Raw genomic sequence first — 23105 nt, 5'->3', positions numbered from 1 at the left:
TCTCCCGCGGAGGCCCGGCAGCTCGTCTGCCGGGCCTTCGTGCTGTCAGTGCGTTTTCAGCGGATGACGAGCCCGTGGGCGGCGGCGAAGGCGATGGCCGTCTCGACGTCGACCTCGGCGCCCCGCAGATCGGCCTGGACCAGGGCGTTCGCGTCGAGGCGCGCGCCGCGCAGGTCCGCGCCGTCGAGCTTCGCGGCCTGGAGCCGGGAGCCGGTCAGGTCGCTGCCGCGCAGGTCGGCGCCGGCGAGGTCGGCCTCGGTCAGGTTGGCTTCGCGCAGCCGCAGCCCGGACAGGCCCAGCTTGCGCAGCCGCGCCTTCGCGAGCGACGCCAGCGAGAGGTCGCACTCGGTGAGGGCGATGCCGCCGAACCCGCACTCGGCGAACGTCGAGCCCAGCAGCGAGCACGACGTCCAGCGGCTTTCGACGAGCACCGAGCGGTCGAAGGTGCACGAACGGAACGCGGACGCGTCGTGGCGCGAGCGGGACAGGTCGGCCCGGCTGAACAGGCAGTCGTCGAAGGTGCAGCCGCGCGTGCGCAGCCCGCTCAGGTCCGCCCCGGTGAAGTCGCACCCGGTGAACCGGCGCTTTTCCCACCACTGCCCGGACAACACCGCTTCGCGGTAGTCCTCCCCCGTCTCCAGCACGGCCCCAGGGTGCCACACACGCCTGCGGCTAGAGCTTCGCACCCTGGACGTAGTTCATCGCCTCGACGTACTCGGGCAGCTGCGCGCGCCGCGCCATCTCGGCTTCGTCCAGGTTCTCCAGGCGGGTCTGGATCCACCACAGGTTGCCGAAGGGATCGCGCACGCGGCCGACGCGGTCGCCGAAGAACAAGACCGTCTGGCGGGTCACCTCGGTCGCCCCCGCTTCGATCGCGCGTCGCTGGGTTTCTTCGCTGTCCGGCACGTAAAGCCGCAGGAACGCCGGGGTCGCGGCCCAGTCGCCGGGCGAGTCGAACGCCATCACGACCGCGTCGCCGATGCGGACCTCCGCGTGGCCGATCTTCCCGTCTTCGCCGGCGACGCGGCCGAGCTCTTCGGCGTCGAACGCGCGCTTCAGGAAGTCGAGCAGACCGGCGGTGTCGTGGCCGATGATCCACGGGGTGACCGTCGTGTAGCCCTCGGGAACAGGGTTGGCCATGGTTCCTCCTCAGTCGGTGTGGTCATGACCGTAAGATCGAAATAGGACAGTTCCTGACCGCTGCATACTGGGCGCATGGGAGTTCCGCTGCGGCCACTGGCGGTCGCCGGGGCGCGGTCGGTGTACCGCGAAGTCGCGCCGCCCGCCGCGCTGACCGGAGTCCTGGCCTGCGGCTGGCACGGGCGCACCGGCTGGGCCCGGCCGCTGCGCGTGCTCCCGGACGGCTGCGCGGACCTCGTCTGGGACGGCGACGCGCTCACGGTGGTCGTCACCGTCGGCGCTCCCCTGCGGCTGTGGGTCCCGGCGTCGGCGTCCCGTGTCGGCGTTCGGCTGCGCTGCGGGGCCGCGGCCGCCGTGCTCGGCACGTCGATGCCGGAACTGTCGGCCGTGACGAGACTGAGCGACCTCTGGGGCGCGAACGCCCGCCGCGCCGAAGAAGTCCTGGCGGCGACCGCTGATCCCGAGGCCCAGCGTGGAATCCTCGAGACGCTCGTCGCCCGCCGGAGCGCGACGCCGGACCGGCGGGTACTGGCTGCCGTTCAGGCCCTCGGCGCGACCACGCGGACGTCCGAGGTCGCCGTGGGGCTCAGCGAACGCGCGTTGAGGCGCCACTTCGTCCACGCGGTCGGCGCCGGACCGAAGCAGCTGCACCGCGTCCGGCGGTTCCAGCGCTTCCTGCGTCTCCTGGACCCCCTGGCCGCCGGGCGGGCGTCGCTGGCCGGTGTCGCCGCCGACCTCGGGTACGCCGACCAGTCCCACCTCGGCCGTGAATGCCGGCGCCTGTCCGGTTCCTCCCCCGCGGCACTCGTCCGGGTGGCCGAAAAGTTCCAGACGGCAGCCGCGCCCCCGCGCCACGATCGTCCGCATGTTCCGAGTCACCATCGCGGTGCGCGCTGACGACCTCGACGTCAACGGCCACGTCCGCGGCCCGGCCTACCTCGCCTACGCCGACCACGCGCGCTGGATGTGCGTTCAGGCCGCGGGCATCGACCCGGCCGAGCTGGCCGCGCGCCGGATCGGCCCGGTGAACCTGGAGACGACCGTGCGGTTCCACCGCGAACTCAGGCACGGCGAGGTCGAAGTCAACTGTGCGTTCCAGTGGGGCGAGGGCAAGACTTCCCGGGTGGTGCAGGAGTTCCACGCGCCGGACGGCACGCTCGTCGCCTCGGTGTCGTCGGTGTCGGGCCTGCTGGACCTCGACCGGCGCCGGCTGCTCCCCGACCCCGGCGCGCATTGGCAGGAGCTGGCCGCGCACCCCGAACTGCTCGGCCTGGCCCCGAAAACCCCGTGAGCTTTCCCGGCCCGCTCACTACGGTGACGACCGTGCCCGACCACGACTACGTCGACCCGTACCTCGCTTCGCTGTACGACGCGATGAACCCGCGGGAGAGCAGCGGCGACTTCGCGTTCTACCTGCCGATGATCATGGCGGCGGAGTCGGCGCTGGACGTCGGCTGCGGCACCGGTTCGCTGCTGCACTGGGCCCGCGAGTCCGGCCACGAAGGACGGCTCGTCGGGCTCGACCCCGCCGAGGGCATGCTCATCCAGGCCCGCCGCCGGGACGACGTCGAGTGGGTGCACGGCGATTTGTCGACCGCCGCCTGGGACAGCGAGTTCGACTTCGCCGTGATGACCGGGCACGCGTTCCAGGTGCTGCTGACCGACGACGAGCTGCGCACGGCCTTCGCCGCCATCCGGCGGGCGTTGCGCCCCGGTGCCCGGTTCGGGTTCGACACCCGCAACCCGGCGGCCCGCGGCTGGGAGCGTTGGACACCTTCGCACGTCTGGGAAGCCGGCGAAGTGCGGTCGTGGAACGACGTCGGGCCGTTCGAGAACGGGTACGTCAGTTTCACGACGACGTACGAAAGCCCGAGCTGGGACGCGCCGCGGTACAGCGAGAGCACGCTGCGGTTCCTCGACGTTCCGTCCCTGGGCGAGTTCATCGACGACGCCGGGTTGGTCGTCGACGAGCAGTACGGCTACTGGGACCGCACCCCGGTGACGGACACGAGCCCCGAGATCGTCACGATCGTCCGGCGCCCGCTCACCTGAAGTCCCGCGACTTCGCCTTGATCCGCATCGGCAGCGCCTCGACGCGGTCGGCGAGGACGCTGACCACGCCGTCGGCCTTCTCCACCACCCCGCGGATCAGCAGCGCCGGGCTGGCGCGCGCGACGCGGTGGTAGCGCTGCCACAGGCCGAGCGTGCAGATCACGTTGACCATCCCCGTCTCGTCCTCGATGTTGAGGAAGGTGACGCCGCCCGCGGTCGCCGGGCGCTGGCGGTGCGTCACCGCCCCGCCGACCAGCACGCGCGCGCCGTCTTCGAGGTCGGCCAGGCCGTTCGCCGGGACGACGCCGAGCGCGTCGAGGCGGTCGCGGATGAACTCGGTCGGGTAGCTGTCCGGCGACACCCCGGTGGCCCAGACGTCCGCCGCGGCGAGGTCGAGGCCGTCCATCCCGGGCAGTACCGGAGCCTGCCCGCCGATCAGGCCGGGCAGCTTCTCCGGGCGTTCCCCGGCGACGGCGCCCGCGGTCCACAGCGCCTGCCGGCGGTCGCCGCCGAAGCTCTCGAACGCCCCCGCCGTGGCCAGTGCCTCGATCTGCGGGGTCTTCAGCCGCACGCGGCGGGCGACGTCGGCCATGTCGGCGAAGTCGCCGTTCGCTCGTCTTTCGGTGACGATCTGTTGGGCGACGTCCTCCCCGATCATCCGGACGGTGCTCAGCCCGGTGCGCACGTCGTGGAACTTCCCGCCGCCCGCTTCCAGGGTGGCGTGCGGCAGGCTGCGGTTGATGTCCGGGCCGTGGACGGTGACGTCGTGGCGCCGCGCGTCCGCGACCAGCGACTGCGGCGAGTAGAAGCCCATCGGCTGCGCGCGCAAAAGGCCCGCCAGGAACGCGTCCGGGTGGTAGAACTTGAAGTAGGCGCTCGAAAACACCAGGTGCGCGAAGCTCAGCGCGTGGCTCTCCGGGAAGCCGAAGTTCGCGAAAGCCTTGAGCTTCAAGAAGATCTTCCCGGCGAGCTCGGCTTCGACGCCGTTCGCCGCGGCGCCGTCGAGGAAGCGCTGCCGCAGCCGGTCCATCTTCCGGTCCGACCGTTTCGAGCCCATCGCGTGCCGCAGCTGGTCGGCCTCCGCCGCGGTGAAGTTCGCGACGTCCAGCGCGATCTGCATCATCTGTTCCTGGAACAGTGGGACGCCTTTGGTCTTGTGCAGCGCGTTTTTCAGCAGCGGGTGGTCGTAGTCCCACTCCTCGATGCCCTGCTTGCGGCGGATGTACGGGTGCACCGAACCGCCCTGGATCGGGCCGGGCCGGATCAGCGCCACCTCGACCGCGAGGTCGTAGAACTCCGTGGGCCGCAGCCGCGGCAGCGTGGCCAGCTGCGCGCGGCTCTCGACCTGGAACACGCCGATGGCGTCGGCGCGGCAGAGCATGCCGTAGATGTTCTGGTCGGTGAGGTCCAGTTCGGCGAGGTCGATCTTCTCGCCCTTGTACTCCGCGACGAGGTCGAGCATGTAGTGCAGCGCCGAGAGCATGCCGAGGCCCAGCAGGTCGAACTTGACGAGCCCGGCGGCCGCGCAGTCCTCCTTCTCCCACTGGATGACGCTGCGGTCGGCCATCCGCGCCCACTCCACCGGCACGACCTGGCTCACCGGTTCGTGGCACATGACCATCCCGCCGGAGTGGATGCCCAGGTGGCGCGGGAAGTCCTCGAGCGCGAACGCGAGCTGCACGACGTCGTCCGGGATGTCGTGGTCGTGGTCCTTTTCGGTGCTGCGCAACGATCCCCAGCGGTCGATCTGCTTGCTCCAGGCGTCCTGCTGGCCCGGCGAGTAGCCCAGCGCCCGCGCGGCGTCGCGGACCGCCGACCGCGCTCGGTAGGTGATCACGTTGGCGACCTGGGCGGTCCGGAGGCGGCCGTGCTTCTCGAAGACGTACTGGATGGCCTCTTCGCGGCGGTCGGACTCGATGTCGAGGTCGATGTCGGGGTAGCCGTCGCGGTCCGGGGCGAGGAAGCGCTCGAAGAGCAGCTTGTTGGCCACCGAGTCGACCTTCGTGATGCCGAGCGCGTAGCAGACGGCCGAATTCGCGGCCGAACCTCTTCCCTGGCAAAGGATGTTGTTGTCGTTGCAGAACCGCACGATGTCCCAGACGATCAGGAAGTACCCGGGGAAGCCGAGCTTCTCGATGATTTCCAGCTCGTGGGCGATCTGTTCGGTGGCCTTCTCTTCGTGCTCTTTGCCTCCGAAGCGCTCCTCCGCGCCTTTTCGGGTGAGTTCGCGCAGGTAGGTCGTCTCGGTGTGGCCTTCGGGGACGTCGAAGGGCGGCAGTTTCGGGGCGATCAGCTTGAGCGGGAACGCGCATTCCATGCCCAGGAGGGCGGAGCGGCGGACAGCGCCGGGGTAGCGCCGGAACAGGACGTCCATTTCGGCGCCGCTGCGGAGAAACGCCGTCCCGGCCGCGGGCAGCCAGCCTTCCAGCTCGTCGATGCCGCGGCGGGCGCGGATCGCGGCGAGCGCGTCGGCCAGCGGGGCGCGTTCCGGACGGGCGTAGTGCGCGGCGGTGGTGGCGACGGTCGGCAGGCCGAGGTCCTCGGCGAGCTGCGTCAGGACGTCGTTGTGGGTGCTGTCGAGCGGCTGGCGGTGGTCGGTGAGCTCGACGTAGACGTTGTCGCGGCCGAATCTTTCGGTGAGTTCCTTCAGTTTCTCGGCGGCGGCTCTTGGGCCGTGCGTGACGAGGGCGGAGCGTACGGCGCCTTTGCGGCAGCCGGTGAGGACGACGCACTGCCCGGCGACCTCCTCGGCGACCGCGCCGAGGTCGTAGCTGGGCTTGCCTTTTTCGGCTTTTTCGTGGATCTGGCCGGCGGTGATGGCGCGGCAGAGGGCCCGGTAGCCCTGGTCACCGCGGGCGAGCAGCAGGAGGTGTTCGCCTTCGGGGTCGGCGACGCCGTTCTGCGGGTTTTGGAGGCCGAAGCTGAGCTCGGTGCCGAAGACGGTGTTGACGCCGAGTTCCCGCGCGGCCTCGGCGAAGCGGACGACGCCGTACATGCCGTCGTGGTCGGTGAGGGCGATGGCGTCGAGCTGGAGGCGAGCGGCTTCCTCGATGAGTTCCTCGGGGTGGCTGGCGCCGTCGAGGAAGCTGAAGTTGGAGTGGCAGTGCAGCTCGGCGTAGGGGACGCGGACGGCCTCGCCGCCATCGTCGTTGCGGCGGGCGGGGAGGTCATCGGGACGCTGGTAGGCCTCGCGACGGCGGCCCCAGGCGGGGCTGTCGCCGTGGTCGCCGGCAGGCACCCCGCCGGCGAGGGTGCGGGCGAGGTCCTTCCAGCGGACGGGTGGGTTGTTCCAGCCCATCTAGCGGCTCCCGGGCTCGTCCCGCTCGGCGGCTCGTGCCTCCCGGCGGCGGCGGTGCCAGTTGCTGGGGTGGTTCCAGCGGCTCCGTGCTGCGGCATCGGCTTCGGCTTCGGCTTCGGCTTCGCTGAGAGGGCAGGGCTCGGCGGTTGTCTCCGGCAGTCGTGCCGACGGGTGATTCCGGCGGCTCCAGGCTTCGGCTTCGCTGATCGGCTCAGCGGCGGTCTCCTCGCGCAGCCGACCCGACGGATGATTCCGGCGGCTCCGGACTTCGGCTGCGCTCATGCGGCAGCCGTTCTCCTGTGACAAGCGCGGAACCGGAAGCACGATCACCGGGCACACCCACTCATCGTCGGCATCGGGTTGGGTGGCGGGCACCTCCGGCAGCTGGCCGCGGACCGACCAGCGTTGGTCCGAGTCAGGCTGGGGTGGCGGGAGGTGGTCGGCAGCAGCGCCTCCGTCAGGGGTGGGTGCCGGAAGCTGCTCACCGACGGGCCATCCCCCGTCGTACGCCGGTGCCGGTTGCCGCTCGTCGGCCGCCCAGCTCCCGTCGCCCGCGCCCGGCCGAAGCTGCTCGCCGGGCACCCTTCCGCCGTCGGTCGCCGGAGCCGGTACTTCGCGCAGCCACTCGCGCTCCTCCTCGGCCCGGCGGGGCGTGGCCCCCGGTTCGGCGCGCAGCCAGGACCGGAGCTTTCGTGCGTAGTCCTCGTCCATGCTCAGTCGTACACTCCCTCGACCGTCCACAGTGGATTTTCCGTGCCCGCGCAGTGCACCAGCACCGCGTCCGGCGGGTCGTCCGGCTCGCCCGCGAGCAGCAGCTGCAGCCGCGCCCGCCGCGGGCCCGGTCTTCGGCGGTCGCCCGCCAGCGGCCACGGCCCCGCCCAGCCCACGACCTCCCGCTGCGGGCCGCCGGTGATGCTCAGCCCGCGCGGGACCGCCGTGAGCTGCTCGCGCGATGTGATGCCGACCGGCCGACCCTCGGCGTCGAAGACCTGGGCCGGCACCGGGCGGTCGAGGACCGTCGCCGGGGACGGTGCCGGTAGCCGCCCCGGCCAGGTCGCGTCGGCCGGCGCCGTCCGCTCGCGCGGGTCGCCCCAGGGCACCAGCCGGACACGGCCAGCCGGGTCACGCCCGCCGTCGAGCAACGGCGTCACCACGCCCTCCGGCCCGAGCAGCCCCTGGACCCGCACGAACGCCCGCGCCGCGCGTTCGTCGTCCTCGTCGGAACGACCGTTCTGCCACAGGTCGAGCTGCAGCGACCGCCCTTCGACGATCTCCTCGGGCTCCAGCCGCAGCCGCACCACACCCGACGTCGGACGCCGGCCCGGCGCGGCGCGCAGCCAGCCTTCGAACTGCCAGCGGACGCGGTCGGCGACCCCGGCGGGCGTCAGCGGTTCCGCGCACCGCCACGCGCGGCCGAGGTGTTCGCCCTCCTCGGTGACCGCGTAGACGCCGAGCCGCGTGCAGGCCAGGCCGTGCCCGGCCAGGCCGGCGCAGAACCGCGTCGCGAGCCCCTTGGCGAGGAACGCCGCGACGTCGACCCGCTCGACGACCGGGTCGAACTCCTCGGCGAGCGTCAGCTCGGGCGGCGGGCGTCGCCGCAGAGGTGGACGTTCGGAGCGGCCCCGCGCCAGCCGGTGGGCGAGCAGGCCAGTGGCGCCGAACCGGTTGACGACGTCGCGCTCGGGGAGGTCCGCGAACGCGCCGAGCGTCCGCAACCCGAGCCGTCGCAACAGGTCGACGAGTTCCGCGCGGTCGGCGCCGGGCTGGTCGAGCTCGGTGACGGGCAGCGGAGCGAGGAACTCGGCGACGCGCCCGGGTTCGACGAACTCCCCGAACCGCGCGGCGAGCGTCGCGGCGAAGAGCCCTTCGGCGACGCCGACCTGGCATTCGACGCCGGCCGCGGCGGACACTTCGTCGACGAGCCGCTCGACGAGGGCGTGTTCCCCGCCGAAGTACCCGGCGGCGCCGGCGACGGGAACGGCGACGAGCCCCGGCCGCACGACCTCGACCCCGACGACGAGTGCCTCGACTGCCCTCGCGACAGCCTCGAAGAGCCGCGCGTCGCGGCCATCGTCGGCGGCGAAGACGGCCAGGTCCGGACAGTTCGACTGCGCTTCCCGCCGCCGCATCCCCCGCCGGACGCCGTTCCGCCGGGCAACGGCATTGCCGGCGACAACGCGGTTGGCGCTGAAAACAGCGGCGGGCGCGGTGACAGGAACCCCACCGACGGCCGAGGCGGCGACCACGGGCCAGTCCGGACACCAGAGGACGAGCATCCGGGTGGGGAGGCCGGCGGAACGACGCTGCGCGGGGACGGTCATGCGCCCTCCTCGCGCGGCCGGCGAACGCCCGCCGGGCGGGTGTGACAGAGCGGTCGACACGCGTGTTTGCGGGGTCGACTCGCGTGGTTGGAGGGTCGACACACGTACCTGGAGAGTCGGCTCGCGTACCCGGAGGGTCGGCTCACGTACATGGACGGTCGACTCGCGTGATTGGGCAGTCGACTCGCGTGATCGGAAGGTCGACACACGTACCCCGAGGGCCGCCCCGCGCACCCAGAGAGTCGGGCCGCGTGCCTGGAGGGTCGACACGCGTGATTGAGCGGTCGACTCGCGTGATCGGAGGGTCGACACTGCTGCTGGCCGGCGAGCGTGCCGGGCCGGGTTGGGGTGGGGGTCCACTTTGGACGGATGGTCATGCTGTTGCCTCCTTTTCGAGGGGGAGGCGGTGCGGGGTGGGGGTTCCGGTGGGGCCGGGGAGGTGGAGGTCCGCCGAGACTGGGCGGGCCGCCGCGCCGCGGCCGTGGACTCGGACCTGGACCCGTCGCTCGGTCAGGTGGCCGTAACCGTCCGACAGACCGGACCACGCCGAGAACCGGCACGACAGCTCGACGTCGGCCCCCGGCCATGCGCCGGACGCCAGTAGCACCGCCCCGCGGTGCCGGGCCCGGGCCGACAGCCGCCGCGCCACGGCTGCCTGGACCTTCTCCGCGTTGAGCGCCACCAGGTCGACGCCGTCGAGCAGCGCCGCGACCACCGCCGGGAGCTCCGCGCCCGGACGCGGGACCAGCGCCACCCGGCCGAGGTCCACGCCGTACTCGGCCGCCGCCGCCAGCCCCAGCGATGGCATGCCGACCACGGCTGCCCACGATCCGGTGGCGGTGGCTTCGGCGAGCAGCGCGAACAGCAGCGACGTTCCCCCGTGGACCGCCACCGTGCTCCCGCGCCGGAGCCCGGCGGCGGGCAGCAGCCCGGCGAGCGCCGGGACGACCGGGAGCACCTTTCCCGTCGCCCGCGCCCGCTCGGCCTGGGCCGCGACCCGGCTCGCCGTGCTGACCCCGGGCAGGGCCGCCAGCCGGGCCACCGGCGGCTCCACCACTGCGGTCACCGCACGCACCTCCCCACCACGGACTAGGCCGGCGGTCGGGCCTCTCCCAAAACACGACCGACGGCACTGGTTCGCCGCGGGGAAGGCGGCGGTTACACGTCGAACACCTGTTCGACGTGTACGAGTCAACCGCGAACCACCCGAGGTGTCAAGTCACCCACTCGTGGCATGTGCTGTGCTGTGCCCAGGAAGGCGACGCCAGCATTCCCGCGCCGGCGAAAGCCGACGCCGCACGGTCACCCCGCCAAGGTAATGAAGTTGCCCGCGCCCAACCGCGATCGCTAAACAGACCGCGTGGAGCTCACCGAAGCCGGGCCCGAAGACTGCCCGGAACTGCTCGTCCTGCAACGCTGCTGCTGGGTCCAGGAGGCCGTCCTCAACGACACCCTCGACATCCCCGCGCTGCACGAAACCCTCGAAGACGTCCGCGACTGGACGAAGACCTGGTCGGTGTGGGTCCTGCGCGACGAGCACCGGCTGGTCGGCGCGGTCCGCGCCCGGCTGGAAGACGACCGCTGGGAGCTGGGCCGGCTGATGGTCGCGCCGGACCTCGCCGGTCGCGGGCTCGGGCGCCGGCTGCTCGAGCACGCCGAGGCGCACGTGCCCGCCGAAGCACGCCGGTTCGCCCTGTTCACCGGGGCCCGCAGCACCCGCAACATCACGCTCTACCAGCGGGCCGGCTACCGGCTCACCGACGCGCCCGAAGCCGGCGGCCACATCAGCGGCGCCGTCTACCTCGAGAAGGACGTCACACAGCGCTAAAAACCCGGTCCGCCCGCCTGACGCTGTGGCGTCGGCTAGATTCCCCGGTGGACTTCTGGGGGTGGGCGATGACCAAACGGCCGGTTCTGTGGATCGCCGGAGCGCTGGTCGCGGCGGGTGCGGTGCTGGCCGTCGTGCTCACCGCGGGCGGCGGGGTGCCCGGCGCCAAGGCCGCGGCCTCCGGGCCGACGACGATGGGCGCCGAGTGGCGCTCGTTCCGCGCCGACGTCACCGGGATCCGCCCAGGCCCGGACGACGGCAGCCTGTTCGTGCAGGTCGCCTTGCCCGGCAAGGACCCCGGCTGCGTCCGGGAGCCGCGCATCGAACAGATCGTGGAGACCAAGACCGACGTCCGCGCCGACGTCGTCTACTCGACCCGGCCCGCGGCGGGCGGCTGCCAGGACAAGGTGCCCGCCGAGCTGCGGCTGGCCACGTCCACGCCGGTCGCCGACCGCACGGTGATCCTCAACGGCGACAACGGCAACGCCTGGCACAAGCTCGGCGCCGGCTGGGGCCACTGCGCTCCCCAGGGCACCTGCGCCCCGCCCGCCGACCACTGCGACCCGGCGTGGATCGGCGCGGCGGTGTCCGCGGCGGGCGCCGAGAGCGCGGGCACCACCCGCGTCTGCGACCCGAACTGGCTGGTCCTCGACCTGCTGGTGCGCCAGACCGACCCGCCCGCCCGCGCGGTCTTCCGCTGGGGCACCACGGGCTGGACGTCGTTCGCGCAGGTCAAGTCGGCCGGCTGCCCGGAGATCCGGGCGGCCGAGCCGAAGTTCCCCGTCGCGCTCTGCAAGACGCTGCCCGCCCCCGCGTGAACGACGTCGCGCTGCGGCCCTTCCGCGAGGAGGACCTGCCGGTCCTGGACCGTTTCGCGACCGACCCGGCGGTGCTGGGCGCCCACCAGTGGACCGGGTTCACGGACCCGCGGGTGCGCCGCCGTCGCTGGGCCGAGGACGGCTACCTCGGCCCACACGACTCGACGCTGGCCGTGACGGCGGACGACGTCGTCGCCGGCCTGGCGAGCTGGGAAGCGGCCGACCGCGGCGGGCCCGCGGGCGGCTGCTTCGAGATCGGCCTGACGCTGCTGCCGGACCACCGCGGCCGGGGCATCGGACTGGCTGCGCACCGGCTGCTCGTCGCGCACCTCTTCTCGGTCACCCGCGCCCATCGGCTCGAGGCGTTCACCGACGGCGGGAACGCCGCCGAGCAGAAGACGCTGGAGCGGGCCGGGTTCCACCGCGAAGGTGTGCTGCGCGAGGTCACCTGGCGCGACGGCGGTTGGCGCGACGAAGTGATCTACGCGTTGTTCCGCCCTAGCGCAGCTTCTTGACGATCTCGGTGCCGACCGCCTTCACCGCGTCGTCGGTCTCCTGCTGCGGCATCGGCGAGTTCGAAAAGAACCCCTTGTCCCAGCCGGACACCTCGACGATGACGACCGTCGTGCCCTTCAGGACGTGTAGTTCGGAACCGCTGAAGGCGCTCTTCGTGACCAGCCGGACCAGCACCGCCTTGTCACCGACGCCCGGCACGTCGGTCGGCGGGACCGCCGGGGCGATCGGCTCGTACAGGTGGTTCGCCGAGTCCCGCGCGTTCTCCCCGGAGTACCCGGTGAGCCGGACGCTCAGGGTGGCGTCGCGGACGTTCTCGTCGGGGCCGGGCTTCCAGCTGCAGTTGACCTGCTTCAGCCCGGGCACGTTCGCGGTGCCCGGGCCGCCCAGCGCGAAGCTCGGGAAGCCCGCCTTCTCCAGCGCCTGGGCCGGGACCTGGCACTCGGCGGGCACCGGCGACGACGACGGTGCCGCGCCGGTGCTCGCGAAGTAGTCGCTCGCGAAGATGCCGAGCGGGATGCCCGCGCCGAGCAGCACGACCACGCCGCCGACGATGCCGAGGATCAGCCCGGTCCGCTTCTTCTTCGGCGGCTGCATCGGCCCGCCGTAGCCGGGCGGCGGGTACCCCTGCTGCTGGTACCCCGGCGGGTAGCCGGGCTGCTGGGGATACGGCCCCTGCGGCCCGTGGCCCGGCTGACCCTGTCCGTACGGCGGTGGTTGCTGCATCGAGCCCTCCCTCTCGAAGCGCGGGTCAGTGCGCGAAGTGGCGCGTCCCCGTCAGGTACATCGTGACGCCCGCCTTCTCCGCGGCCGCGATCACCTCGGCGTCGCGGACCGAGCCACCGGGCTGCACGACCGCGCGGACGCCCGCCTCGACCAGCACTTCCAGGCCGTCCGGGAACGGGAAGAACGCGTCCGACGCGCCCACCGAGCCCTTGGCCCGGTCGCCCGCCCGCGAGACCGCCAGCCGCGACGAGTCGACGCGGTTGACCTGGCCCATGCCGACGCCGACGGTCGCGCCGTCGGTGGCCAGCAGGATCGCGTTCGACTTGACCGCGCGCAGCGAGCGCCACGCGAACTCGAGGTCGCGCAGGGTCTGCTCGTCGGCCGGGTTGCCGGTGGCCAGCTGCCAGGTGGCCGGGTCGTCACCGGCGGCGTCGATCGCGTCGACGGTCTGCACGAGCACGCCGCCGGAGATCTGGCGGAACTCGATCGGCGACGGCGCGACCTCGGGGAGCTTCAGCAGCCGGATGTTCTTCTTGCGCTGCAGGATCTCCAGGGCCTCGGCGTCGAAGTCCGGTGCCAGCACGACCTCGGTGAACACCTCGGCGATCTGCTCGGCCGCCTCGCGGCTGACCGGCCGGTTCGTCGCGATGACGCCGCCGTAGGCCGAAACCGGGTCGCACGCGTGCGCCTTGCGGTGCGCCTCGGCGACGTCGGTGCCGACCGCGATGCCGCACGGGTTGGCGTGCTTGATGATCGCGACGGCGGGCTCGGCGAAGTCGAACGCGGCGCGGCGGGCGGCGTCGGTGTCGACGTAGTTGTTGTAGGACATCGCCTTGCCGTGCAGCTGCTCGGCGTGCGCCAGGCCGGCCCGGTGTCCCTTGTACAGCGCGGCCTTCTGGTGCGGGTTCTCGCCGTAGCGCAGCACCTCGCCGCGTTCCCAGCTGACGCCGGAGAAGTCCGGGAAGCCGGAGTCGTCCGCGGGCGCGTACACGTTGGAGAACCACGACGCGACCGCGATGTCGTAGGACGCGGTGTGCGCGTACGCCTGCGCGGCGAGCCGCTTGCGGTCGGTCAGGTCGAAGCCGCCGTCGGCGACGCGCTCCAGAACCCAGCCGTAGCGGGCCGGGTCGACGACGACCGCGACGCTGCCGTGGTTCTTCGCCGCGCCGCGGACCATCGCCGGGCCGCCGATGTCGATGTTCTCGACGCAGTCCTCGGGGCTCGCGCCGGACGCGACGGTCTGCGTGAACGGGTACAGGTTCACGACCAGCAGGTCGAACGCCGCGATCCCGAGCTTCTCCAGCTGCGCGACGTGGTCGGCGTTGCCCTGGTCGGCCAGCAGGCCGGCGTGCACGTTCGGGTGCAGCGTCTTGACGCGGCCGTCCAGCGACTCGGGGAAGCCGGTGACGTCTTCGACCGGCGTGACCGGGACACCCGCGTCGGCGATGACCTTCGCCGTGCCGCCGGTGGAGACGATCTCGACGCCGGCCGCGTGCAGGCCGGTCGCGAGGTCCAGCAGGCCCGCCTTGTCCGAGACGCCGATCAGTGCCCGGCGGACCGGGCGCCGTCCCAGGTCAGTGCTCACGAAATGTCACCTTTCGTCCGTCCACGGTGCAGCCACCGCGGCCGAGTCGCTCGATCGTTTCCACCAGCAGCCTGCGTTCGACGGCCTTGATCCGTTCGTGCAGGACGTCTTCGGTGTCGTCGTGCTCCACGACGACCGCCTCCTGGGCGATGATCGGCCCGGTGTCGACCCCGGCGTCCGCGAAGTGCACGGTCGAGCCGGTGACCTTGACCCCGGCCTCCAGCGCGTCGCGCACCGCGTGCATCCCGGGGAACGACGGGAGCAGCGCCGGGTGCGTGTTGACCACCGTGAACCGGCCGAGGAACTCGCTCCCGAGGATCTTCATGAACCCGGCGGAGACGACCAGGTCGGGCTGGTAGGCCCCGACGGCCTCGGCCAGCGCCTTGTCCCAGGCGGCGCGGTCGGGGTGGTCGGCGACGCGGACCGTGAACGCCGGGATGCTCACGCGTTCGGCGCGGGTGAGGGCCTCGATGCCGGTGCGGTCGGCGCCGACGGCGACGACCTTGGCCGGGAAGCCGGACCGCCCGGTGGCGTCCAGCACCGCCTGCAGGAGGGTGCCGGAGCCCGACGCGAGCACGACGAGCTTCACCGGAGTGGGCAGCTCCAACCGTTGAGACAGAGCAGGCTCCTTAGCCGCCGGCGGTGCGCAGCCAGGGCGCACGGCGCTTCACCAGGTCGCGTCAACCCTAACGGTCGGTCTCGGCCGGCCCGACGTCGCCGCAGGTCTCGGTGCCTCCGGTCACAGCCTCGTCGTCCGCGGGGACGTCCTGGGCCGGTTCTTCGAGGCCGAGTTCGGCGTCGGCTTCGGCTTCGAACTCCGCGTCCTCGTCGAGTTCTTCTTCGGGCTCTTCGGTTTCTTCGTCCTCTTCGGACGCTTCGATTTCCTCGACGGCTTCGGCAGCTTCGTCGACGTCGACCTCTTCGGCGTCTTCGAAGGCCTGGTTGTCTTCGAACGCTTCGGGCGGCGCCGGCGGCTCGTGCTCACCCGCGAAGAACGCCGTGAACGAGCCCGGGATGACGATCCAGCAGAACGCGACGACCGACGCGACGCCGACCGGCACGCTCACCGGGTCGAACGGGCCGTCGCCGAGCCGTCCGCCGGACAGCGTGCCCAGCAGGACGCAGCCGAGCGCGACGACCACACCCGCCACCGCGACGGCGCGGATGCGCTGCGCCGGGTCCGCGTCCACCTTGCGCAGCGCCCAGCCGACGAGCACGCCGGTCGCCGCGGGCAGGGCCAGCAGCGCCGGCCACCACGCCGCGTGGTGCTCGGGCAGGCCGCCCAGCAGCGGGATGCCGGGAACGGCCCCGCCGCGGTAGCCGAACATCCCGACGTTCAGGTCGCCGATCGAGAAGCCGGGCCCGGTGACGAACGAGAGCACGGCCGTCACGGCGTTCGGCAGGTACAGAACTGAGAGCAGGAACATCCCGAAACTGCTGCCGAGCGCGGGCTCGTACATGTCGGCGACCGTCCGCCAGGACAGCGCGGTCGCGACGGTGAACACGACGGCGCCGCAAGCCACCAGCACCGCGAGGCCCAGCGCGCCGGCCCGGACCCCGCGCAGGGCGAGGGGGTCGAGGCGCTCGGCGACGACGTCCGGCAGCCCGCAGCACCGGGCGATGCCCACCGCCGAAGCCGCCGCGGCGAGCAGCCCCGGAACGGCGAAGGCGACCAGCGGGTTCGCCGTCACCGACGAGCCCTGCGCGCAGAGCGCGATGACGAGCCCGAACAGCGCGTGCGCGCCGGTGATCGTGGCGAACACCGGCAGCGCTTCACGGGGTGACCGGCAGCCGAGGCGCACGGCAGCGCCGGACGCCGTCCGCGAGGCGAGCGCGAGTGCGCCCAGCGTCGGCAGGAGCGGCAGCACCCCGAGCGGGTGGACGCCGAGGTCGAGCTGTACCTGGTGCGCGGCAAGCCAGCCGGGCCCGGCGGCCAGCAGCACGCCGGTGCCGGAAAAGACGGTGCGCGGGGCGGTGAGCGCCACCAGCGTCAGCACGGTCGCGATGGCGGCGTAGCCGGTGACCAGCGGACCGAGGGCGGCGGCGAGCAACACCCGCACCCGTGCCGCCCGGGAGAGTTCGACGTCGGGTTCGAGGTCGCCCACCGGCTCCTCGCGGGAGTCAGCGAGCACGTCCATGATCCGCACCCTGACATCCGGGCTGGTCCGTACGGGTGAGCCACGCCGCCTCCGACCTGCGTGGCGAAGCTAACCCACCCGGTCGGGTAACCCCGGAGTGCAAAACACCCGCTGTGACACGGAGCGTCACAGCGGGTGTTTTCACGCGGTTCGCGTCAGCTCGACTTGCCGAAGCCCCCGGGCGGCGTGCCCGGGCTGTCGGACGGCGGCTGCTGGAAGAACTGGCCCTGCATCGGGGCGTACGTCGTGGCCTGCGGTCCCGGCGGCGGCGTGGTCGACGGCGGGTTCGGCGAGCCGTACTGGCCCTGCGAGAACGGCGCCGACGGCTCCCCGGCCTGGGAAACCGGCCCGTGGCCCGGCTGCTGCTGGCCGTACTGCTGACCGGGCTGACCCGGCTGGCCGTACTGCTGCTGACCGGGCTGGCCGTACTGGCCGCCGTAGGAGGGCGCGGCGGGCTTCGGCGCCGGCGGCTTGACGACGTCGTACTCGATCAGCACCGCACCGACCGCGGCGAGCATCTGCAGGATCCCCAGGATCAGGATGACGGTCACGATGCCGGGCGTCGTCTGCAACGAGACGAGCGTGTCCAGGACGTCGAGCGCGCCGAGGACGCTGAGCAGCGCCGCGAACGGCAGCGTCTTCGGCCCCTTCGGCAGCGCGTGCATCGCGGCGAGCAGGCCACCGGCGAGCAGGAGCAACGTGCCGTTGCCGACGTCGGCGTTGTCGGAGAAGCCGAGGAAGTACTGGACGAGGCCGAAGACCGCGACGCCCAGCGCGAGCAGCAGCGGCAGGTTCTGCGTCAGGTTCGCGGCGCCCGAGGGCGACTGGTGCGAGTGCGGCTGTTGCTGCTGCGCGGGGAAGCCACTGGACGGCGGCGGTCCGGGGGGCTGCTGGCCGCCACCCTGCTGGGGGTAGCCAGGCCCACCGCTGGGGAAGGTCATCGGGATGCACTCCTGTCGGTTCGACCGGCACTCCGGGGCACGAGGGCGCCCGGGAAAGACGAGGCGGCTTGTGTGCGCCGAACGCTAGCGCACTCGCAGGCCACCAGCCCATCAGACGTGTGAATACCTCGGGAGGTTTCGTCCCGAAACGCGGAAAGGCCGGGCACCTGTGCGGTGCCCGGCCTCACCAGGAGTTACGCCTCGAACTCAGCCGAGGTTGTTGTACAGCTCACGTGCCAGGACGGCGGTCTCGCTCGGGGTCTTCCCGACCTTGACGCCGGCGGCCTCGAGGGCCTCCTTCTTGGCGGCGGCCGTGCCGGAGGAGCCGGAGACGATGGCGCCCGCGTGGCCCATGGTCTTGCCCTCGGGCGCGGTGAAGCCCGCGACGTAACCGACGACCGGCTTCGTCACGTGCTCCTTGATGTACGCCGCGGCGCGCTCTTCGGCGTCGCCACCGATCTCGCCGATCATCACGATGACCTTGGTGTCGGGGTCCGCCTCGAACGCCTCGAGGGCGTCGATGTGCGTGGTGCCGATGATCGGGTCACCGCCGATGCCGACCGCGGTGGAGAAACCGATGTCCCGCAGCTCGTACATCATCTGGTAGGTCAGCGTGCCGGACTTCGACACGAGGCCGATCGCGCCGGCCTCGGCGATGTCGGCCGGGATGATGCCCGCGTTCGACTTGCCGGGGCTGATCACGCCGGGGCAGTTCGGCCCGATGATCCGGGTCGTGCCGCCCTTCGCGACCGCGTGCGCCCAGAAGTAGGCCGAGTCGTGCACCGGGATGCCCTCGGTGATCACCACGGCGAGCGGGATCTCGGCGTCGATCGCCTCGAGGACCGCGTCCTTGGCGAACTTCGGCGGCACGAAGATGACCGACACGTCGGCGCCGGTCTCCTTGATCGCCTCTTCGACCGTGCCGAAGACCTTGAGGTCCTTGCCCTCGATGGTGACCGTCTGGCCGGCCTTGCGGGCGTTGACGCCGCCCACGATGTTCGTGCCGGACTTCAGCATCTTGGTCGCGTGCTTCATGCCCTCGGAGCCGGTGAGCCCCTGGACGATGACCTTGCTGTTCTCGTTGATGAAGATCGACATCTCACGCACCTGCCGCGGCGAGCTCGGCGGCCTTGTCGGCCGCGTTGTCCATTGTGTCCACCACGGTGACCAGCGGGTGGTTCGCGTCGGCCAGGATCTTGCGACCCTCGACGACGTTGTTGCCGTCGAGCCGGACGACCAGCGGCTTGGCGGCCTCGTCGCCCAGGATCTTCAGGGCTTCGACGATGCCGTTCGCGACCGCGTCGCAGGCGGTGATGCCGCCGAAGACGTTGACGAAGACGCTCTTCACGTCGGTGTCGTTGAGGATGACGTCCAGCCCGGCCGCCATGACCTCGGCCGACGCGCCGCCGCCGATGTCGAGGAAGTTCGCCGGCTTCACGCCGCCGTGCTTCTCGCCCGCGTACGCCACGACGTCCAAAGTGGACATGACGAGGCCCGCGCCGTTGCCGATGATGCCGACCTGGCCGTCGAGCTTGACGTAGTTGAGGTTCTTGGCCTTGGCCTTCGCCTCGAGCGGGTTCTCCGCGTCCTTGTCCACCAGGGCCTCGTGGCCCGGCTGGCGGAAGTCCGCGTTCTCGTCGAGGGTGACCTTGCCGTCGAGGGCGATGATCTTGTCCTGCGGGTCACGGACCAGCGGGTTGACCTCGACCAGGGTGGCGTCCTCGGAGACGAAGGTCTCCCAGAGCTTCACGACGACGTCGGCGGCTTCGTCGATGATGTCGGCCGGGAAGTTGCCGGCCTTCAGGATCTCGAGCGCCTTCGCCTTGTCCACGCCGGCGATCGAGTCGACGGGGATCTTGGCGAGCGCTTCGGGGCGCTCGACCGCGAGCTGCTCGATCTCCATGCCGCCTTCGGACGAGGCCATCGCCAGGAAGGTGCGGTTCGCCCGGTCCAGCAGGAAGGAGAAGTAGTACTCGGACGAGATGTCCGAGGCTTCGGCCACGAGCACGCGACGCGTGATGTGGCCCTTGATGTCGAGGCCGAGGATGGCTTCCGCCTTCTCCTTCGCCTCGTCCGGCGTCTGGGCCAGCTTGACGCCGCCCGCCTTCCCACGGCCGCCGACCTTCACCTGCGCCTTGACGACGACCTGGTTACCGATCTGCTCCGCGGCGGCCTTGGCTTCTTCGGGGGTGCTAGCCACCGAGCCCGGCAGAACCGGTACTCCGTGGGCGGCGAAGAGATCCCTCGCCTGGTACTCGTAGAGGTCCACTACTCCAGTCTCCTGACGACACGCCACTGCAGGTGGTCCGCGACCGGACCGCGCTGTCGGACCAGTCGAGGTTAGCGACCTGCGCAGACGCAGGGGACTCCGCACCTGGTGAAGTCGGTCACCGTACGCGGTCAGACGGTGCGTCCGCGGTGTGAGACCGCCCACCGGACAGCCATTTCGCGGCTTCTTCCGGGGTCCCGAAGTCCTCGGCCGTGAAGACGCGGACGTCCTTCAAGTGGGTGTTCAGGTCCTGGGGAGGGCGCTCGCCGAGCACGCCGACGGCGTCCGGGTCCTCCTGCTCGGCGGTGCGGACGATCTGCTCGACGGTGTCCAGCGGTCCGGCGTGGACGACCTCCATGCCTTCGTCGCGCAGCACGCGGCCCAGTGCGACGGCGGCCGGGTCCGGGCGGGTGAACTCGACGACGAGCACCCGCAGCCGCTCACGGCTCACGGCGTCCGCCGGCGGCCGACAGGCCCGCCGCGACGAGCAGCGCGACCACGGCGGCAAGGGCCACCCAGAAGCCGGTCGACGGGCTCGCGTCGCCGAGGGCGCCGCCGACGAGCGGCAGCTCCGCGGCGTGCAGCGCGGCGAGCAGGGCGGCACCGGCCAGCAGGGCCGCCGCGGGCTTCGGCCGGGACCGCAGCGCCAGCGCGGCCGCGCCGACGACGACCACGACGGCGGTCAGCAGGCCCCACGAAGGCGTGTCGAAGTTCGACCAGAGCCCAGGCGCGACGTAGCCGGGCACGCTGAAGACGGGCAGCCCGAACGCGGCGACCGCCAGCACCCCACCGGCGACGACGGGGGTGAGCAGGTCCTTGCCCGGCTCGCTGCCGTTGTCGGCGTCCTCCCGTTCGACGACACCGGTCCCGGCGGCGGCGAGCGCGACGAGGGCGGCGAGCACGAGCGCGGCGAACGTCCAGGCGGCGCCGGCGCCGAGGTCGTAGGTGAAGACGGGGGTGGCGCCGGAGGTGCCGCCGAGGTCCGCGCCCCCGAACCCGGCGAGGTTGCCGGCCTGGGTGGCGGTCAGCGCGGTGTTCAGGACGGCGGTGCCGGCCAGGACGATCCCGGCCCAGGCGAGCCCGAGCACGGGCCGGGCCGCCGGTGCGGTCTTCGGGATGAGCGTGCCGAGCGCCGGAACGGCGACGACGAGCGCGGCGACGAGCAGGAACCACCGCGCGGGGCTTTCGGCGGCGGCGCTGACCGGGGCGGCGGCACCGGGGTTGAGCGCGGTGACGGCGACCTGCGGCGCGAAGGTGCCGATCAGGGCGGCGACGGCGGTGGCGAGGCCGAGCAGGCCGGTCGTCAGCCGCCACCAGAAGATGCCGGGGACCTTGACGTCCCGTTCGGTTTCTTTCGGGGTTTCGCTGAGCCGGGTGAAGGCGAGCCCGGCGGTGACGGCGGTCGCGGCGAGCACCAGGACGGGCCCCCAGGTGACGTGGAGGTCGTCCCGGAGGAGCCCGGCCAGCACGGGCGGCCCGGCGACCCCGAAGGCGGCGGCGGTGAGGCCGAGCAGGGTGCCTCTGGCGGTGCTTTCGGACGGAGAGGCGAGCGCGAGGACGGCGGCCAGCGGCAGCGCGGCGGCGAGCAGCAGGTAGCCGCCGAGGGCGGGCCAGGGCCCTTCGAAGGCGGCGCGGGCGAGGAGGAAGCCGTTGCCGGAGCCGACGGGGGCGGTGAGCAGCCCGACCGAAGCGGCCACCGAGAGCAGCGGGACGAGCAGGCGCCAGCGCCGCCGTTCGGGTTCCTCGTCCCGGCGGCCGGCGCTCCAGGCGGCGGCCCCGGCGGCCCCGGTGAGCAGGTGCCCGCCGACGAGCAGCCAGAACCCCCCGCCGACGGCCGAGCCGCCGATGAAGCGGTCGGCGAGGTAGAGCTCGGGCCGGATGGCGAGGGGGCCGTTGACGGCGAACTGAAGGTCGAGGACCAGCCGGCCGGGCGCGAGGGCGGCGAGGCCGAGGAGGAGGCCTTTGGCGAGGGCAGGCTTCCCGGCGGCGGCGGTCCAGACGGCAGCGATGGCGGGGGCCAGCGCGAGGACGGCGAGCCAAGGCCAGCTGGTGAAGCCGGGGGCGGCGGCTGGGGAAACGGGGACGACGGCTGCGGCGGTGAGGGAGATGGCGCCGAGGGCGGCGAGGGCGACCGCGATGGTCAGGGGGCGGGACGGGGTGGTGTCTTCGGCCCAGGTTGGCGTGGGGTCGGCGGGCTCGGGGCGGGCTTTTGCCGCTGAAGGAGATGCGGGTCGGGCCTTCGCTGCGCGGGCGCTAGCGGGGCCAGCTTCGGCCTTCGCCGCTCGGGCGGGCCTGGCCTTGGCAGCGTCGGTGGACTCGGAGCGAGCGGTCGCTGCGCGGGCGCTTGCAGGCCCGGCCTCGGCTTTCGCCGCCCGGGCGGGCTTGGCGGTCGCCGTGTCGGCGGGCTCGGACCGGGTGGTGGCTGCGCGGGTGCTCGCAGGCCCGGCCCCTGCCTCCGCCGCCCGGGCAGGCCTGGCCTTCGCCGCGTCGGCGGGCTCGGACCGGGTGTTCTCAGAGCGTGCGCTCGCAGGCCCGGCTCCGGACTTCGCCGCGTCGGTGGGTTCGGGGCGGGTGTTCCCTGCGCCGGTGGGCTCCGGGCGGGCCGTCGCTGGGGCGGGGTGGGCGGGCTTGGCTTTTGCCCGTTCGGTGGTTTCGGCGGGCTTCTGCCGGGAAGTCTGTGCGCGAGGAGGCTTCCGCTTGCCGGTGGATCGGGTGGCCGCGGGGTCCTGCGGGGAGGCCGGGGAGCCGGGGGTGCTCCCGGTCGGAGGCTCTGAGCGTGGGGGCATCGGTCGCGACGCTAGCAAGCCACGGCGGTGCGGGACGTCCCAGCGGGGCGCGAGTCGTCGAGCGGTGCCGGTTGGTGTGTGTGTCGGCGACGCCGCCCCTGAGGCTGCCGGGGGCGCGCGTAGATCCGCGGTGGTCGGAGGCGTGACTCGGTCACGGGCGACCTGCGCAGCCGCGGACGACCCGAGAAGTCGGACAAAACCGGCACTTGTGAGCCAGGTTCAAACGCGAGTCGGTGAGCGGTTCACGGGTGTCGATGAACGGTCGCGTCGACCTGCCGCCCGAACCTTGGCGAGTCCACTGCCGAGGCCCCGGCGAGCCCGCCCTGGGCGTCGAAGAGGCTTAAACATCCCCTGGCAAACCCTTATTCCGGCCCCCTCGTGCCCGGAAGCCGTCGGTCGGTCCATAACCGCCCGCAAGACCTGTAAGGCAAGTCACAACCAAAGCAGTAAACCCTCTTTAACTTTGAGTAATTTCCACAGGTGGGCGCAAGATCCACGCCACCCGATCGGCCGAGGCGCGGGGCCGATCTTGCCTACAGCGGTGCCCCTTCGTTATCGTCCCCGGGTCCCCATTACAGTCAGGTCACGAAGCAGGACGACGAGCGAACCACCCCCGAGGTTGGCTCACCGGGTTCCCCCGCCCGCAGTCCTCCGACCCGGCTCCCCGACGATGGAAGGCCCTGTCTTGGC

Annotated in this window: 21 protein-coding genes; 6 read left to right on the top strand and 15 right to left on the bottom strand. The window is 72.4% G+C overall.

Translation table 11 applies throughout. The features are described from left to right. Positions 1 to 56 precede the first annotated feature (56 nt). Complete coding sequence (locus AB0C38_RS21905; RefSeq protein ID WP_360676075.1) at positions 57 to 644, bottom strand: pentapeptide repeat-containing protein; 588 nt, start codon at positions 642 to 644, stop codon at positions 57 to 59. 28 nt (positions 645 to 672) lie between these two features. Beyond that, entirely contained in the window at positions 673 to 1140 is a 468-nt protein-coding gene (locus AB0C38_RS21900; protein WP_360676072.1) for a VOC family protein, read from the bottom strand. 75 nt (positions 1141 to 1215) lie between these two features. On the opposite strand from AB0C38_RS21900, the gene AB0C38_RS21895 reads away from it, so the two are divergent. Genes AB0C38_RS21895 through AB0C38_RS21885 form a run of 3 tightly spaced genes read left to right on the top strand, consistent with a single transcriptional unit; the run spans position 1216 to position 3192 of the window. Then, a complete protein-coding gene (locus tag AB0C38_RS21895) occupies positions 1216 to 2037 on the top strand; it encodes a helix-turn-helix domain-containing protein (RefSeq protein WP_360676069.1) in 822 nt (273 codons plus the stop codon). Continuing rightward, positions 2006 to 2431 (top strand): acyl-CoA thioesterase, encoded by a 426-nt coding sequence (locus tag AB0C38_RS21890; RefSeq protein WP_360676066.1) that lies wholly within the window; start codon positions 2006 to 2008, stop codon positions 2429 to 2431. The genes AB0C38_RS21895 and AB0C38_RS21890 overlap by 32 nt, the downstream gene beginning before the upstream one ends. Positions 2432 to 2463: 32 nt before the next feature. Next, positions 2464 to 3192 (top strand): methyltransferase domain-containing protein, encoded by a 729-nt coding sequence (locus AB0C38_RS21885; protein WP_360676063.1) that lies wholly within the window; start codon positions 2464 to 2466, stop codon positions 3190 to 3192. Here the strand turns inward: AB0C38_RS21885 and AB0C38_RS21880 are convergent. The 4 genes from AB0C38_RS21880 to AB0C38_RS21865 form a co-directional block, all read right to left on the bottom strand. Continuing rightward, on the bottom strand, positions 3185 to 6490 hold the full coding sequence (locus tag AB0C38_RS21880) for an error-prone DNA polymerase (RefSeq protein ID WP_360676060.1): 3306 nt from the start codon (positions 6488 to 6490) through the stop codon (positions 3185 to 3187). The two genes, AB0C38_RS21885 and AB0C38_RS21880, sit on opposite strands and share 8 nt — an antisense overlap. Further along, entirely contained in the window at positions 6491 to 7201 is a 711-nt protein-coding gene (locus AB0C38_RS21875) for a hypothetical protein (RefSeq protein ID WP_360676057.1), read from the bottom strand. Between the two features lie 2 nt (positions 7202 to 7203). Next, positions 7204 to 8766, bottom strand: a complete 1563-nt coding sequence (locus tag AB0C38_RS21870; protein WP_360676202.1) for a DNA polymerase Y family protein — start codon at positions 8764 to 8766, stop codon at positions 7204 to 7206. A gap of 418 nt (positions 8767 to 9184) precedes the next feature. Then, the gene (locus tag AB0C38_RS21865; protein ID WP_360676055.1) at positions 9185 to 9877 is read right to left on the bottom strand and encodes a hypothetical protein; all 693 of its coding nucleotides are present in this window, start codon (positions 9875 to 9877) and stop codon (positions 9185 to 9187) included. Between the two features lie 294 nt (positions 9878 to 10171). Here AB0C38_RS21865 and AB0C38_RS21860 point away from each other — a divergent pair, with 294 nt between their 5' ends. The 3 genes from AB0C38_RS21860 (at position 10172) to AB0C38_RS21850 (ending at position 11972) form a co-directional block, all read left to right on the top strand. Next, positions 10172 to 10639: a GNAT family N-acetyltransferase gene (locus AB0C38_RS21860; protein WP_360676052.1), complete on the top strand. Its 468-nt coding sequence runs from the start codon at positions 10172 to 10174 to the stop codon at positions 10637 to 10639. 68 nt (positions 10640 to 10707) lie between these two features. Beyond that, positions 10708 to 11457 carry a hypothetical protein gene (locus tag AB0C38_RS21855; RefSeq protein WP_360676050.1) on the top strand — a complete coding sequence of 250 codons (750 nt, stop codon included), beginning with the start codon at positions 10708 to 10710 and terminating at the stop codon, positions 11455 to 11457. Then, positions 11454 to 11972: a GNAT family protein gene (locus AB0C38_RS21850; protein WP_360676047.1), complete on the top strand. Its 519-nt coding sequence runs from the start codon at positions 11454 to 11456 to the stop codon at positions 11970 to 11972. Before AB0C38_RS21855 ends, AB0C38_RS21850 begins: the two co-directional genes overlap by 4 nt. On the opposite strand, the gene AB0C38_RS21845 is transcribed toward AB0C38_RS21850, so the two are convergent. The 9 genes from AB0C38_RS21845 to AB0C38_RS21805 form a co-directional block, all read right to left on the bottom strand. After that, a complete protein-coding gene (locus AB0C38_RS21845; protein ID WP_360676044.1) occupies positions 11956 to 12696 on the bottom strand; it encodes a hypothetical protein in 741 nt (246 codons plus the stop codon). The genes AB0C38_RS21850 and AB0C38_RS21845 overlap by 17 nt on opposite strands. A 25-nt stretch (positions 12697 to 12721) precedes the next feature. After that, the gene (gene purH, locus AB0C38_RS21840) at positions 12722 to 14281 is read right to left on the bottom strand and encodes a bifunctional phosphoribosylaminoimidazolecarboxamide formyltransferase/IMP cyclohydrolase (RefSeq protein ID WP_360676041.1); all 1560 of its coding nucleotides are present in this window, start codon (positions 14279 to 14281) and stop codon (positions 12722 to 12724) included. Continuing rightward, positions 14271 to 14888 (bottom strand): phosphoribosylglycinamide formyltransferase, encoded by a 618-nt coding sequence (gene purN / locus AB0C38_RS21835; protein WP_360676038.1) that lies wholly within the window; start codon positions 14886 to 14888, stop codon positions 14271 to 14273. The genes purH and purN overlap by 11 nt, the downstream gene beginning before the upstream one ends. A 79-nt stretch (positions 14889 to 14967) precedes the next feature. Next, positions 14968 to 16419, bottom strand: coding sequence for a DUF6350 family protein (locus AB0C38_RS21830; RefSeq protein WP_360676035.1), 1452 nt, complete (start codon positions 16417 to 16419; stop codon positions 14968 to 14970). A gap of 155 nt (positions 16420 to 16574) precedes the next feature. Then, positions 16575 to 17360 carry a DUF5336 domain-containing protein gene (locus AB0C38_RS21825; protein ID WP_360676033.1) on the bottom strand — a complete coding sequence of 262 codons (786 nt, stop codon included), beginning with the start codon at positions 17358 to 17360 and terminating at the stop codon, positions 16575 to 16577. A gap of 207 nt (positions 17361 to 17567) precedes the next feature. After that, positions 17568 to 18458: a succinate--CoA ligase subunit alpha gene (sucD, locus tag AB0C38_RS21820; protein ID WP_360676031.1), complete on the bottom strand. Its 891-nt coding sequence runs from the start codon at positions 18456 to 18458 to the stop codon at positions 17568 to 17570. Position 18459: 1 nt separating this feature from the next. Continuing rightward, positions 18460 to 19629: an ADP-forming succinate--CoA ligase subunit beta gene (sucC, locus tag AB0C38_RS21815; protein WP_360676029.1), complete on the bottom strand. Its 1170-nt coding sequence runs from the start codon at positions 19627 to 19629 to the stop codon at positions 18460 to 18462. Between the two features lie 118 nt (positions 19630 to 19747). Further along, entirely contained in the window at positions 19748 to 20080 is a 333-nt protein-coding gene (locus AB0C38_RS21810) for a hypothetical protein (protein ID WP_360676027.1), read from the bottom strand. Continuing rightward, the gene (locus AB0C38_RS21805; protein ID WP_360676024.1) at positions 20070 to 22415 is read right to left on the bottom strand and encodes a hypothetical protein; all 2346 of its coding nucleotides are present in this window, start codon (positions 22413 to 22415) and stop codon (positions 20070 to 20072) included. Before AB0C38_RS21805 ends, AB0C38_RS21810 begins: the two co-directional genes overlap by 11 nt. Between the last annotated feature and the right edge of the window lie 690 nt (positions 22416 to 23105).

This window comes from Amycolatopsis sp. NPDC048633 (assembly GCF_040650695.1).
Classification (GTDB): Bacteria; Actinomycetota; Actinomycetes; order Mycobacteriales; family Pseudonocardiaceae; genus Amycolatopsis.
This window is presented reverse-complemented; position numbering and strand designations above follow the sequence as displayed.